Origin of the sequence: Microbaculum marinum (assembly GCF_037855135.1) — a bacterium.
Lineage (GTDB): Bacteria > Pseudomonadota > Alphaproteobacteria > Rhizobiales > Tepidamorphaceae > Microbaculum > Microbaculum marinum.
Window position 1 is genome coordinate 585,613 of record NZ_JAZHOF010000003.1, and the last position, 13,598, is coordinate 599,210.

At 67.1% G+C, this 13,598-nt stretch carries 10 protein-coding genes; all 10 read right to left on the reverse strand.

Going from position 1 to position 13,598, the window contains the following annotated elements; genetic code table 11:
* Positions 1–58 precede the first annotated feature (58 nt).
* Positions 59–1,879: a DNA mismatch repair endonuclease MutL gene (gene mutL / locus V3328_RS09860; protein ID WP_340329468.1), complete on the reverse strand. Its 1,821-nt coding sequence runs from the start codon at positions 1,877–1,879 to the stop codon at positions 59–61.
* A 143-nt stretch (positions 1,880–2,022) separates the two neighbouring features.
* The gene (locus V3328_RS09865; RefSeq protein ID WP_340329469.1) at positions 2,023–3,342 is read right to left on the reverse strand and encodes a glucose-6-phosphate isomerase; all 1,320 of its coding nucleotides are present in this window, start codon (positions 3,340–3,342) and stop codon (positions 2,023–2,025) included.
* A gap of 117 nt (positions 3,343–3,459) precedes the next feature.
* A complete protein-coding gene (locus tag V3328_RS09870) occupies positions 3,460–4,809 on the reverse strand; it encodes a M16 family metallopeptidase (RefSeq protein WP_340329470.1) in 1,350 nt (449 codons plus the stop codon).
* Positions 4,810–4,929: 120 nt separating this feature from the next.
* Positions 4,930–6,348 (reverse strand): M16 family metallopeptidase, encoded by a 1,419-nt coding sequence (locus V3328_RS09875; protein ID WP_340329471.1) that lies wholly within the window; start codon positions 6,346–6,348, stop codon positions 4,930–4,932.
* Between the two features lie 141 nt (positions 6,349–6,489).
* A complete protein-coding gene (locus tag V3328_RS09880) occupies positions 6,490–7,170 on the reverse strand; it encodes a hypothetical protein (protein ID WP_340329472.1) in 681 nt (226 codons plus the stop codon).
* 102 nt (positions 7,171–7,272) lie between these two features.
* Entirely contained in the window at positions 7,273–7,755 is a 483-nt protein-coding gene (gene lspA, locus V3328_RS09885) for a signal peptidase II (RefSeq protein ID WP_340329473.1), read from the reverse strand.
* 170 nt (positions 7,756–7,925) lie between these two features.
* Positions 7,926–10,862, reverse strand: a complete 2,937-nt coding sequence (gene ileS / locus V3328_RS09890) for an isoleucine--tRNA ligase (protein ID WP_340329474.1) — start codon at positions 10,860–10,862, stop codon at positions 7,926–7,928.
* A gap of 232 nt (positions 10,863–11,094) precedes the next feature.
* Entirely contained in the window at positions 11,095–12,063 is a 969-nt protein-coding gene (locus V3328_RS09895; RefSeq protein ID WP_340329475.1) for a DMT family transporter, read from the reverse strand.
* Between the two features lie 8 nt (positions 12,064–12,071).
* Positions 12,072–13,064 (reverse strand): bifunctional riboflavin kinase/FAD synthetase, encoded by a 993-nt coding sequence (locus tag V3328_RS09900; RefSeq protein ID WP_340329476.1) that lies wholly within the window; start codon positions 13,062–13,064, stop codon positions 12,072–12,074.
* A gap of 42 nt (positions 13,065–13,106) precedes the next feature.
* Complete coding sequence (locus V3328_RS09905) at positions 13,107–13,493, reverse strand: MaoC family dehydratase (protein WP_340329513.1); 387 nt, start codon at positions 13,491–13,493, stop codon at positions 13,107–13,109.
* Between the last annotated feature and the right edge of the window lie 105 nt (positions 13,494–13,598).

The following is a 13,598-nucleotide window of genomic DNA, read 5'->3' on the forward strand; positions in this document are numbered from 1 at the left end:
AAGCAACGACGGAAGCGGTTCGCGGGACCGCGGGCTGTCGCTGCCTTGTTCCGGACCACTACCGTCGCCCGAACAGCCGCTCGATATCCGATAGCTTGAGTTCGACGAAGGTCGGCCGGCCGTGATTGCACTGGCCTGAATTGGGTGTCGCTTCCATTTCGCGGAGCAGCGCGTTCATTTCCTCGGCGTTGAGCCTGCGCCCCGCGCGCACCGAGCCGTGGCAGGCCATCGTCGAGGCGACCGCCTCGAGACGGTCGAGCAGCCGCGTCGACGCGCCGGCCTCGGCAATATCGTCGGCAAGGTCACGCACCAGTCCGCCGATGTCGAAGTCGCCGAGCATCGCCGGAACCTCGCTGACCGCCACGGCGCCGGGACCGAATGACTCGATCACCAGGCCGAGTTCCGCAATCTCGCCGGCGCGCTCGGCAAGCCGGGCAGCGTCGGCAGGCGGCAGGTCGACGATCTCCGGGATCAGCAGCGCCTGCCGGGCGACGCCGTGGGCCGCCATCGCCGTCTTCAGCCGCTCGTAGACCAGGCGTTCGTGGGCGGCATGCTGATCGACGATGACGATGCCGTCGCCGGTCTGCGCCACAATGAAGTTCTCGTGGAGTTGCGCCCGCGCGGCGCCGAGCGGATGGCCGCTCGCGGATGCCTCGGCCGCCGCGACCGCCGCGCCGGCCACCGTGCCCGCGCGCGCATCGGCCGAGGGGGCAGCGAAACTCTCGAAGGTGGCGGTCGGTTCGGAAAAGCCGCGAGCAAGCGCGCGCGACACGGCAAAGGCGTCCCGCCCGCCGTTGGAGTCCCCATATCCGTTGCCGCTTCCGCCGCGAAAGCGTGACAGGGTCGCGTCCGCCATTGCCTGGGAAGCGGCCGGTCCGGTGCCCTGCAGCGCCGTTCTCAGGGCGCTGACCACAAGACCGCGCACCAGTCCGGCATCCCGGAACCGCACCTCGGCCTTGGCCGGGTGGACGTTGACGTCGACCTCGCGCGGATCGAGCGACAGGAACAGCGCCGCCGCCGGCCAGCGGTCGCGCGACATCACGTCGCCGTAGCCCGCCTTGACCGCCCCGGTCAGCGTCCGGTCGCGAACCGGACGGCCGTTGACGAAGATATAGAGGTGGCGAGACGTCGGCCGGTGCCAGTTCGGATGCCCGGCAAGGCCGTTCAGCCGCACGCCGCCGCGCTCGTAGTCGAGCGCGAGCGAATTGCCGCGGAACTCGTCGCCGAGCACGTCGGCGATGCGTGCCGCCGTCGCATCGGCGGGAACCGTCAGTCCGCCGGCGGCGGTGACGGAGAGCGTATTCCGCTCGCCGACCGTTAGAGAGAAAGCGATGCCCGGATGCGCCAGGGCGAGGCGCCGCACCACGTCGGTCACGGCCTGATTCTCGGCCGCCTCGGACTTCAGGAAGCGCAGGCGCGCCGGCGTGGCGTGGAACAGGTCGGTGACCTCGACGCGGGTGCCACGATTGCGCGCCGCTGGCGCGGGACCCTCCCGGACGCCGCCATCGACGGTGATGCGGCTTGCAATCTCGTCGCCGACGCTGCGGCTCGTGATGGTCAGCCTGGCGACGGCGCCGATCGAGGGAAGCGCCTCGCCGCGGAAGCCGAGCGTGCGGATGTCGACGAGGTCGCCCTCGGGCAGCTTCGAGGTCGCATGCCGCTCGACGGCAAGCGCCAGGTCCTCGGGCGACATGCCCGAGCCGTCGTCGTCGACCCGGATCAGCTGCTTGCCGCCGCCGACGACAACGACGTCGACCCGGCTTGCGCCCGCGTCGATGGCGTTCTCGACCAGTTCCTTGACGACGCTCGCCGGCCGCTCGATCACCTCGCCGGCGGCGATGCGGTCGACAATCGTATCGGAAAGGCGACGGACGGCCATGGGCTCAAGCGATTCGCTGAAGTCGTGGGACGTTGCAGTGTCGCGCAATCAAGGCACGGCGTCATCCCGTCGTCGCTCGATTGCCGTTTCGCCGTCCCGCCAGCTACGCTCGGGAAAGAGCGCCCGTCGGGTCGAGCCGCGCCCTACATCTCCTCTAGATAGGTCCGCGCCAGGATCTTGCCCTCCTCGACCGCCGGCTGGTCGAAGGCGTCGACGCCGAGCAGGTGGGCGGCGATGATCGTCTCCAGCATGAAGTGCATCATCAGTTCGCCGATGCTCTCGGCGTCGACCGAGGAGACCTGCAGGAGACGCACGGGGCGACCGTTGCGGGCGAGCGTCTCCACGGTGGCACGCTGCTGGCTGGCGACGAAATCGCCGACCGTGCGGCCGCCGAATTCGGGCTGCCCGGCTTCGGCGGCGAGCGCCGGATCGATGCGCGGCCCCTTGTCGCCGGCATCCGTGGCGATCACGGTGAACAGCTTGTCGGCGGGTCCGTCGAGAAAGAGCTGCAACTGGCTGTGCTGGTCGACCGGGCCGACGGCGGGAACCGGTGTCATGCCGCGGCCCTGCTTGCCGAGGCTTTCCGCCCAGAGCTGCACCCACCAACGGGTAAACCTCTCCAGCCGGTCGCCGTATCCGAACATGACGTTCTGGACGATGCCATGGTGCTCGGCATAGCCGACGGCGAGCGCCGCCCCGATCGCGGCGGGAACCCCATCCGCGTCAGCGCCGGCGAGAACTGGCTCGAGCGCGCGTGCCGCGCCGGCGCGGACGGCCCTTGGATCGATGCCCATGAGCGCACCCGGGATCAGTCCCACATTGGTCAGCGCCGTGAAACGGCCGCCAACGCCCGGGTCGTGGTCGAGGAACCGGAGTCCGTAGGGCTCGAGCAGCTTGCGGAGCTTGTTGAGATGTCCGGACACGGCCGGCTCGCTGAGACCGAGGATGTGGTCCTTGACGTCGTCGCCGAGCCCGGCGTCCTCGTAGGCGGTCAGCAGCGCCATCGCCTGGATCAGCGTTTCGCCGGTGCCGCCGGACTTCGACACCACGAGCGCCCGTGTCGTCTCCAGCGGCAGCGCGTCGAACGCCGCGGCCAGGCTGACCGGGTCGAGGTTGTCTAGAAAGTGAAGTCGCGGTCCGGCACGCAGGTCGCCGACTACGGGCAGCCGCCAGCCGCCGACCTGGGCCAGCGTCTGTCCGCCCAGGCTGGACCCGCCGGTCCCCAGAACGATCACGTCGGTCGCGTCCGCCGACAGCCAGTCGGCTGCTTCGGCGATCCCGGCGAGATCGTCGTCGCGCGCAGGCAGGGACAGCAGCGGCAGGGCACCGGTCTCGTGCACTTCACGAAGCCAGGCGAGACCGGGCCGAGCACGGCCGAGCACGGCCTGGAAGGCCTCGCGCGACAGGCCCGTTTCTCCAACCTCGACATCGAAGCAGGTGTCGATCGTTTGCTTGAGCGGCATTGTTGCGTCCCTCACCTGAGACGCGGCACTCCCCGTATCGCGTGCCGCGGTCCCCGATGTTTAGGCGAAAGACGATCGGCCCGCTACCCCGGCCGACCGGCCGGAAGCCGATCGGATTCAGCCCCCCTTCGCGGGGGTGACGAGGCCGTCCGGCTTGCCGACCATCGTCACGTACAGGCTACCATCGCCATATAGCCTTTTTGCGACGCGCCTGGCGTCCTCGATCGTCACCCCTTCTATCAAGCCATTGCGCTCGTTGATGTAATCAATACCGAGATCGTCGCGCTGGATCTCGACGAGCTGGCGGGCGATCTTCGTGGAGGTGTCGAAGCGCAGCGGATACGAGCCTTTGAGGTAGCGCTTCGCCTTGGCGAGTTCCTCCTCTGTGGGACCCTCGTCGGCCATCCGCCGGATTTCGGCGTCGATCAGCGCGAGCGATTCCGCGGCGCGGTCGTTGCGCGTCGCCGCCCCCCCGGCGATGACGCCGACCCGGTCGAGCGGATACAGGTAGCTGTACACCGAGTAGGACAGGCCCCGCTTTTCGCGGATTTCCTGGTAGAGGCGCGAGGAGAATGAGCCGCCGCCGAGGATGTGATTGACCACATAGGCGGGGATGAAGTCGGGATCATCACGCAGAAGACCGGGACGACCAAACTGGATAATCGTCTGCGGGATTTCCATCTCGACGACTTCCTGCACGTCGCCCTCGGGAAGGTTGGGCTGAGGTATCGGCGACAGGTCGGCGTTTTCCGGCAGCCCGCCGAAGATTTCGTCGAGCAGCGGGCCGAGGCGCTCGGCGGTGATATCGCCGACCACCGCTATGGTCAGCGTGTCGCGGGCGAAGACCCGGCGATGGTAGTCCCGCAGTGCCTCGGCATCGATCTCGCCGAGGGTTTCCAGCGTTCCCTTCACCGGCCTGCCATAGGGATGATCACCGAACACGGTTTCCGACCAGAGCCGGCCGGCCACCGAATCGGGATCCTGCAGTGCGCGGCGCAGTCCGGATGCGGTCTGGGCGCGCATCCGCCCGATGGCATCGTCGTCGAACCGCGGCTCGGTGATTGCAAGCCGCAGCAGTTCGGATGCCTCGTCCAGATTCTCGGTCAGCGTCTGCATCTCGCCGTAGAAGCTGTCGCGACCGGCATCGAAGGACATCTCGATCGCCAGGGTTTCAAGTTTCTCCTGGAACTCGGCGGACTTGATATCGCCGGCTCCTTCGTCGAGCAGCACGCTCATCAGGTTCGCGACCCCGGGCTTGCCCGCGGGGTCCTGGGCGGCACCGCCATCGAAGGCGAACTGCATCGAGATCAGCGGCACGGCCGATTCGGAAACCAGCCAGGCTTCGATGCCGCCGGGCGAGACCACCTGCTCGATTTCGATAGCGCGTGCCGGCCCTGCGGAAACGGTGGCGATCGTTGCCAGCGCCAGGGCGGGCCCCGCCACCGCGGGTGCGAGAGTTTCAGTCATGAATTTCCACACGAAAGACCTCACCTGTTTGCGGACGCTCGCCCCGCTCGTTCGGTGGCGGGACGTCGCGCGACCGGACGTCTCGCCCACACTCGTCGACCTCGCGGATCACCCCGGCGGTCAGGATCGCTTGGCCGGCAGTTCCTCCGCCGCGTCCGAACCGTCAGCCGCGGGTGCCACCCCCTGCGGGGCGGCACGAAGGAACGCCGTCACCGAACGTTCGGGCCGCAGATACTTGCGGGCGACCTCCACGACCTGGTCGGCGGTGACGGCACGGATGCTGTCACTCCACTCCGCCACGTCCTGGGTGGTCGACCCGGTGGTCAGAGCGACGCCGTAGATTCGGGCGAGCGATGACTGGCTGTCCTGGGCGTAGACCGCCTCGGCGATCAGCGCGTTCTTGACGCGGGTGAGTTCGCTGTCGCTGACGCCGCCGTCGACCAGCTTGCCGATCACGGTGTCGAACGATGCGGCCAGATCGTCCAGGGAGGTGCCAGGCTGGGGAACCCCATAGATCATGAAACGGGAATCGTCGAGCGCGGACCCCTGATACCAGCCGCCGGCCGACGACGCGGTGGTGCCGTCAACCACCAGTTCCCTGTACAGCCGGCTGTTGGCGCCTCCACCAAGCACGCTCGCCATCACATCGAGTGCAGCAGCTTCGTCGGCATTCTCCGAGTAGCTGGGCACCAGCCAGGCGCGGCGGACGCTCTCCTGCTGGACGCGCGGGCTGGACATGCTCACCGTCCGCGCGGCCCGCGGCTCCGGCTCGCGCGGACGCAGCCTTTCACCGGGTTCGGCACGGCGGGCGACCTTGCCGTATGTCTGCTCGGCCAGGGTGCGCACCTCGGCCGGAGTCACATCTCCGGCAACGACCAGGATGGCATTGTTCGGGGTGTAGTAGCGCTTGTAGAAATTGAGGGCATCCTCGCGCGACAGCGCCTCGATCTCGTGCTTCCAGCCGATGACGGGACGGCCGTAGGGATGCGCCAGGAAGAGCGCCGCGTCGAGTTCCTCGCCGAGCTGTGCTCCGGGATCGTTGTCGGTGCGGCTCGAGCGCTCCTCGAGCACGACCTGCAGTTCCGACGTCACGTCCTCTGGATCGAGCACCAGTCCGGTCATCCGGTCGGCCTCGAATTCCATCATCTGGCCGAGATGCTCCTTGGCGATCTTCTGGAAATAGGCGGTGTAGTCGGAGGACGTGAAAGCGTTCTCCTGACCGCCGATATCCGCCACCACCCTGGAAAACTCGCCCGCCGGGTGCGCGTCGGTTCCCTTGAACATCAGGTGCTCGAGGAAATGGGCGATACCGGACTTCGTCGGCGGCTCGTCGGCCGAACCGACCTTGTACCAGACCATGTGGGTGACGACCGGTGTGCGGTGATCCTCGATCACCACCACTTCAAGGCCATTGTCGAGGGTGAAACTCGTCACCGCATCGGTTTCGGCGGCGCCGGCAGGCGCGCGGAAGGAGAATCCGTAGGCCATCATGACAACCAGTGCTGGAATGATCAGACGGGCGGGTGCAAGTGCTCGCATCTGGCAATCCTCGTATTGACGCTCACGACGGGCCAGTACGACCCGAAGCGAAAGTTTGGACGATATAGTCGGATGCCCCACCCGGCGCCACCTTCATCCCGAAGACGTGATTGCCGGGTCTCCTCGGGCGACGCGGGTTCGCTATGAGCCGTCGCGGTTGAACAGCCTGGCGAAAAAGCCCTTCTTCTGCTCCGTCTCGCCGTAGCCTTCGACCGGCGGAGCCGGCGTCCTGTAGCCGGGCGGCGGTTCGCTGAGCGTGACCCGTGCCGGCTCCGAGGTCAGCTGATCGGGATCGAGGCGACGATCCAGGAGCTCGCGCGGGCTAACCACCTTGTTCTCTGCCTTGCCGTCAGCCCGGGTGCCGACGGCCAGGCCGGCCCCGTTGCGTCGACCGTACATCCGGCCCCACTGGTCCAGTTCGCCCGGCGTCATCGGCTCGGAGGCATACTCGACGTCCCTGGGCTTTTCGTCCATGGCCGCCTTCTGCATTGCCTTGAACTCGCGCTTGGCGCGCTCGTCGGGATCGTCCGGCCACATCTCGCCGTAGGACTCGGTGGGCTCGTAAGGGGTCGGAAGCTGCGCGTTTTCGGTTGCCGTCGGCATCACGAGCGGCGACCGCGGACCGTACTCGATCTCTTCCTTGTTGGGATCGATCTTCAGTCCCATCATCACCAGCGGGTCGCCGATCGCATCCTCGATGGGATCGCTGAAGCCGCTGCCGGAATTCGAACATGCACCCGCAAGACCGCCGATCAGGCAGACGACCGCCACGATTGGCGCTGTCGCTGCCATCCGGCCGGTCGAGTTCATGTCGCTCTTCATGCGGTCATCCGCTCCTCGTGCCGTCGGCTCGCCGCCCGTCAGGGGCGCGGGGTCGCCGTACGCAGGTACCAGCACGCATCATACGCCCGTGCGGCAAGCCGACTAGTCAGGCTTTGGGGCACTTTTGTGACTGTCTCGGAATGACTCATACAGAAGCCCGATGACGCCCGCAACAATGGCGACATCGGCGAGGTTGAACACGTACCAGGAGTAGCCGAAGGCGTGCAGATGGAAAAAGTCGGCAACCGCGCCGTAGATCACGCGATCGAGGCCGTTGCCGAGCGCGCCCCCGATCACCAGCCCCAGCGAGACTGCCGTCAGCCTGGACTGCGCACGCGCGAGCCAGATCCACAGGACCACGGCCGCCACGATGTTGATGCCGACCAGGATCGCCCGGCCGCCGGCGGAGTCCTGCTGGAACAGCCCGTAGCTGACCCCACGGTTCCAGACCAGCATCAGGTCGAAGAACGGGGTCACCGGGATCACGTCGTTCACACCGATGCCGACAGGCCCCAGCATGACCCATTTGTGCACGCGGTCGACGAGGAACACGGCGGCCGCCACCGCCGCGCCGAGGCCGCTCAACCGGCCATACAGAAAGCGCCGCGTCATCATACAAGGAGGGCGGACGACAGCGGCAGGATGGGTTTCGACGGGATGGTCGCCGCCGCAGGGCCCACTACGGCCGATGGCTCGATGCCGCCGGCCGGCGCGCGGGTAGTGTTCGGTATCACGCTCCGCGGCCCAGTCACCGCCTACTCCGCCGCCGCCAGGCTGGCCTCGAACTCGCGCATGGCCTCCGCATCCCGAGGCGAGAGGTCAGGCCAGTCGGGATCCGAACCGACCTCCGGCAGCACCTTCCAGGAGCGGGCGCATTTGCGGCCTCCTGCAAGAGCGGGAATGACGGCGACGCCGGAGACGTCCTCCAGCCGGTAGGCTTCGGACGGCCCGTCGCCCTCTATCAGGGTCGCCTGGCTGGTGATCGCGATCTCGGCCAGGTCGATGTCGGCGACCGCAGCATGGAGATCGGCGTCCGACACGTAGATCTCCGGCGCAGCCTCCAGGCTGGAGCCGATCCGCTTGGCGGCACGCTCGACCTCGAGCGCTCCCGTCACCACCCGGCGGACACGGCGGATGCGGCGCCACTTTCCGGCAAGCCTCTCGTCGAACCAGCCCTCCGGAGTGGCCGGTGCGAGTTGAAGGTGCACGGAGTCCTCATCGGAGGGATATCGCGATAGCCACGCCTCCTCCATCGTGAAGGGCAGCATCGGCGACAGCCAGATCACCAGCCGGTCGAAGATTTCGCTCAGCACCGCCAGGCATGCCTTGCGCTTCAGACTGGATGCCGGGTCGCAGTACAGCGTGTCCTTGCGGATGTCGAAGTAGAAGGCCGACAGATCGACGGTGGCGAAGTTGAACAGCGCGTGCGAGATGCGCTTGTAGTCGAAATCCTCGTAGCTGCGTCGCACCAGCCTGTCGAGTTCGGCCAGCCGGTGCAGCATGTAGCGCTCCAGCTCCGGCATATCGGCGACAGCGACGTCCTCGCCCCGGTAGTGGGCGAGCGAGCCGAGCATCCACCGGATGGTGTTTCGCAGCTTTCGGTAGGATTCGACGTTGGTCTTCAGGATCCCGGGGCCGATGCGCAGGTCCTCGGCATAGTCCGAGGTGACCACCCAAAGGCGCAGGATGTCGGCACCGGACTGCTTGATGACGTCCTGCGGGAAGACCTGGTTGCCGAGAGATTTCGACATCTTGCGGCCGTCCTCGGCCATCACGAACCCGTGCGTGACGACCGCGTCATAGGGCGCCCTGCCTCGCGTGCCGCAGGATTCCAGCAGCGAGGAGTGGAACCAGCCGCGATGCTGGTCGGAGCCTTCCAGGTAGACGGAGGCGGGCCATTTCAGGTCCGGCCGCATTTCCAGGACGAAGGAGTGCGTGGAGCCTGAATCGAACCAGACGTCGAGGATGTCGTCGACCTTGTCCCACTCCGCAGGATCGTCGACCAGTCCGGACAGGAAGCGCTCCCGCGCACCGTCGGCGAACCAGGCGTCCGCGCCCTCCGCCTCGAAGGCCTCGGCGATGCGACGGCCGAGCGCATCGGATTCGCCGAAGTTCGCGTTGGGGATGACTTCTCCGGTCTCGCGGTGCACGAACACCGTGATCGGCACGCCCCATGCACGCTGGCGCGAGATCACCCAGTCGGGTCGCTCGGCGATCATGTTGCCGAGGCGCACCTGGCCGGACTCCGGCACGAAGCGGGTTTCCGAGATCGCCTTCAGCGCCTTGGCACGCAGGCCGTCGGCGCCGCGCCCGTCCTCCATCGAGATGAACCACTGCGGCGTGTTGCGGAAGATGACCGGCTTCTTGGAGCGCCAGGAATGCGGGTACTGATGCTTCAGGCGGCCGCGCGCCACCATCATCCCGGCGGCCGCAAGCGCCTCGATCACCGCCTGGTTGGCGTCGCCCTTGTCGCCCTTGTCGGTGATGACGCGGCGTCCTTCCAGGCCGGGAGCGTCCTTCGTGTAGAACCCGTCCGCATCGACGGTGTAGGGAATCGTCGGGTCGATCCCGCGGGCTTCGAGGTCGGCCTTCGCGTCGGTCCAGGCCTCGAAGTCCTCCGCACCGTGACCGGGCGCGGTGTGCACGAAGCCGGTGCCGGCATCGTCGGTGACGTGGTCGCCGGGCAAGAGCGGCACCTGGAACTCGTAGCCGCCGGCGAGGCCTTTCAGAGGGTGCGCGCAGACCATCTGTTTCGGCTCGGAGTAGTCGATGTCGCGCACGCGTTCGAACGTCTCGACGCGGGCAGCCGCCATGACGTCGGCGGCGAGCTTGTCGGCAAGCACATAGAGGTCTCCGGGCTTCGCCCAGTTCTCCGCCGGCGCATCGACGACCTTGTAGAGGCCGTACTCGATGCGCGGGCTGAAGGAGATTGCGCGATTGCCGGGGATCGTCCAGGGCGTTGTCGTCCAGATCAGGACCGACGCCTCGCCCGCTTCCGGGCCCTCGACGATCGGGAACTTCACGTAGATCGTGTCGGACGTGTAGTCCTGGTACTCGACCTCGGCCTCGGCCAGCGCGGTCTTCTCCACCACCGACCACATCACCGGCTTGGACCCGCGATAGAGCGCGCCGTTCATGGCGAACTTCATCAGCTCCCGCGCGATCTGGGCTTCCGCCGCGAAGCTCATGGTGGTGTAGGGGTTGTCCCAGTCGCCCTCGACGCCGAGCCGGCGGAACTCTTCCTTCTGGACGCCGATCCAGTGCTGCGCGAACTGCCGGCATTCCTGGCGGAATTCGTTGATCGGCACGTCGTCCTTGTTGCGACCCGAGGCGCGGTACTGCTCCTCGATCTTCCACTCGATCGGCAGGCCGTGGCAGTCCCAGCCCGGCACGTAGTTGGAATCGTAGCCGAGGATCTGGTGGGAGCGCGTCACGACGTCCTTGAGGATCTTGTTGAGGCCGGTACCGATGTGGATGTTGCCGTTGGCGTAAGGCGGGCCGTCGTGCAGGACGTACTTTTCCCGGCCCTTCGCCACCTCGCGCTGGCGCTTGTAGATGTCGATCCTGTCCCAGCGGTCAAGAAGCTCCGGCTCGCGGGCCGGCAGGCCGGCGCGCATCGGGAACTCCGTCTTCGGCAGGAACAGTGTCTTGGAATAGTCGCGCTTTTCAGCGGTATCGGAACCGTTTGTCATGGCTTTCCAGGCGATCTTCGATGGGGTTCGAACAGGCGGCGACGTTCCCGGCTTCCGGCCCGGCGGGACGAGGCTCCCGCGTCAGGCGAAAACCGGGCCAGTAATTCGCCGCCCCGTGGCCGGACGGCAGGCTGCCTGTTCTTCGCATCGCATGGCGCGCCTTCTAGCAGGCACGGCGACGGGGATAAAGTCGTGCATTTCGGTAATCGCGCCCGGTCAAACGACGGCGCGATCAGATCGTGCCGGTCCGCGGCCCCTGGATATCGGGCGGCAGTGCGGTTTTGATCCTGCGGGCGCGGAGAACGACGTACAGGCCGCTTGCGACGATCACCACGACGCCGACCCAGGTCCATCCGTCGGGGAAGTCCCCGAACACCAGGTAGCCGAAGGCGCTCGCACCGACGATCTCGAGATAGGTCAGCGGCGCAAGCATCGAGGCAGGCGAGCGCGAATAGGCGAATATGATCACCAGATGCGAAATCGAGGCGATGATGCCGATGATGACGAGCAGGCCCCACTGTACTGCCGTCGGCGCAGACGGGGTTATCACGGGCCCGCCGATCAACAGGCCGATCGCGAGCGGCACGCTCAACGCCGCGGTTCCGACGACCGCGGTGAAGAAATGCGTCGAGATCGGCGGAGAATGTGTGGTGAGGCGCCGGGTCACGATCAGGTAGCAGGCATAGCAGACCGCCGCGACGATCGGCAGCAGGGCCGCTGCGCCGAACAACCCGCTGCCCGGGCGTATGATGATCATGGCACCGACCAGTCCGACGACCACCGCCGTCCAGCGCCGCGGCCCGACGGCTTCGCGCAGGACGATCGCCGACAGCGCGGTGACGATCAGCGGCGCGACGAAGACGAGCGCGATCGCATCGGCGAGCGGCATCAGGGTGACCGCGAACGTGAAGGTCACGACCGTGGCGCTGAGGAAGAGCCCGCGCAGGATCTGCAGCCCGTACGGCCGCGGCGCCAGCCCCGGGAGGCCGTACCAGGCCATCACGATCGGCAGCGTGAAGAGCATCTGGAAGAACATGCGCGCCCAGGCGACCTGAAGCGGCGGGATCTGCCCGCCGAGATATTTGGTGACCGTATCCATGCCGGGCTGCAGCACCATCGCCGTGCCGGCCATCATCACGACCCCGATGACGATTTCGCGCTCGGCCGTTGCAGTCGGATCCTTTGTTGCATGAACGGTCATTCGGCGCGCTACCGGGTGGCATCGAGCACGGGAATGGGTCGGTCGTGTCCTCCGGCCGTTTCCGCCTCGGCCAGGATGCGGCGCGTCTCCGCAACGTCCACATGCATGCGCGCGACCAGATCGTCGACGCTGTCGAACCGCATTTCGGGCCGGATGCAGCCGACGAACTCGACCTCGACGCTCTTGCCGTAGAGATCGGGCGAGACGTCGAGAAGGTGAACCTCGAGCAGCGGCGCGCCGTTGTCGAACTGCGGGCGCCTGCCGAAGCTGGCGACCCCGTCGTGGAAGCCGTCATCCACATGCATTCGCACCGCATAGACGCCGAACAGGAGCTCGGTCTCGGGGGCCAGCGGAATGTTGGCCGTGGGAAAGCCGAGGTCGCGGCCGCGCTTGGCGCCGTGCTCGACCTTGCCCCGGACGAACCAACGGTAGCCCAGGATCCGCGCGGCCTCCACGACATCGCCGTCGGCCAGGGCCGCACGGGCCGAACTCGCCGACCACACCGTATCGCCCTCCCCGGCCGGCGCGACGATCGCTACGTCGAAGCCGCGCGAGGTCCCCAGCGAGGACAGCACCTGTGGCGATCCCGAGCGCGCCTTGCCGAAATGAAAGTCGTGACCGACGACGGCGCCGCCGATGCCGAGACGGTCGACGAGGATGCGGTCGACAAATCCCTCCGCCGTCAGTGCTGCCAGGGCGGCGTCGAAGGTGACCTCGATCATGCCGTCCAGGCCGAGCGCGTCGAGAAGTTCGGCCTTCACCTCCGAGGGCGTCAGCCGGAACAGCGGCGTTTCGGGCCGGAAAAATGTGCGCGGGTGCGGCTCGAAGGTCAGGGCAAGTGCCGAGGTTCCGCGTGTCCTCGCCATTTCCTTGACCTGCTGCAGGACGACCTGGTGCCCGCGGTGCACGCCGTCGAAATTGCCGATGGCGACGATGCCGCCGCGAAGCGTCGGTGGAACGTGATCGCCGTTTCTCACGATGTTGAAGTGTCGGGATGTCATCGGCGCCGGTCGCGGATGTGGTCGGCCGTGTCGCGGCCGGATTCAGGATCGGCGGGAAGGGACCATCACGATCGCCTCCCCGTCAAGCACGGTCTTGGCGTCGACGATGCATTCGCACTCGAGCCGCGCCTGCCGCTTGTCGGCATCGAGTTCGCGGACCTCGACCCGCGCAGTGATGACGTCGCCGATCCGCACGGGCGCACGGAAGTTCAGGCTCTGCGAGATGTAGATGGCCCCCGGCCCGGGCAGGCGGGTGCCGAGCAGGGCGGAAATCAGGCTTGCCGTGTACAAGCCGTGGGCGATGCGCTCCCGAAACGGTGTCTGCGCCGCGAAATGGTCGCTCAGGTGAACCGGATTGTTGTCACCGGACAGCTTGGCGAAACCGATGACGTCGTCGGCCATCACCGTGCGCATCAGCGAATCGCTCATGCCCACGGAAAGGTTCTCGAACACATAGCCGAAGCCGGCCGGCGGCGTGTTGACGGTCAACGCTTCGCTCTCCCTCTCGCGCGCGGATAAGCCAAACTAGAGCAT

What these genes read in the sequence shown, in the direction of transcription:
- V3328_RS09875 (WP_340329471.1), bottom strand. Translation starts at nt 6,348, where the DNA reads ATGCGAGCACTTGCACCCGCCCGTCTGATCATTCCAGCACTGGTTGTC.
- V3328_RS09870 (WP_340329470.1), bottom strand. Translation starts at nt 4,809, where the DNA reads ATGACTGAAACTCTCGCACCCGCGGTGGCGGGGCCCGCCCTGGCGCTG.
- V3328_RS09895 (WP_340329475.1), bottom strand. Translation starts at nt 12,063, where the DNA reads ATGACCGTTCATGCAACAAAGGATCCGACTGCAACGGCCGAGCGCGAA.
- V3328_RS09900 (WP_340329476.1), bottom strand. Translation starts at nt 13,064, where the DNA reads ATGACATCCCGACACTTCAACATCGTGAGAAACGGCGATCACGTTCCA.
- V3328_RS09880 (WP_340329472.1), bottom strand. Translation starts at nt 7,170, where the DNA reads ATGAAGAGCGACATGAACTCGACCGGCCGGATGGCAGCGACAGCGCCA.
- V3328_RS09865 (WP_340329469.1), bottom strand. Translation starts at nt 3,342, where the DNA reads ATGCCGCTCAAGCAAACGATCGACACCTGCTTCGATGTCGAGGTTGGA.
- ileS (WP_340329474.1), bottom strand. Translation starts at nt 10,862, where the DNA reads ATGACAAACGGTTCCGATACCGCTGAAAAGCGCGACTATTCCAAGACA.
- mutL (WP_340329468.1), bottom strand. Translation starts at nt 1,879, where the DNA reads ATGGCCGTCCGTCGCCTTTCCGATACGATTGTCGACCGCATCGCCGCC.
- V3328_RS09905 (WP_340329513.1), bottom strand. Translation starts at nt 13,493, where the DNA reads ATGAGCGATTCGCTGATGCGCACGGTGATGGCCGACGACGTCATCGGT.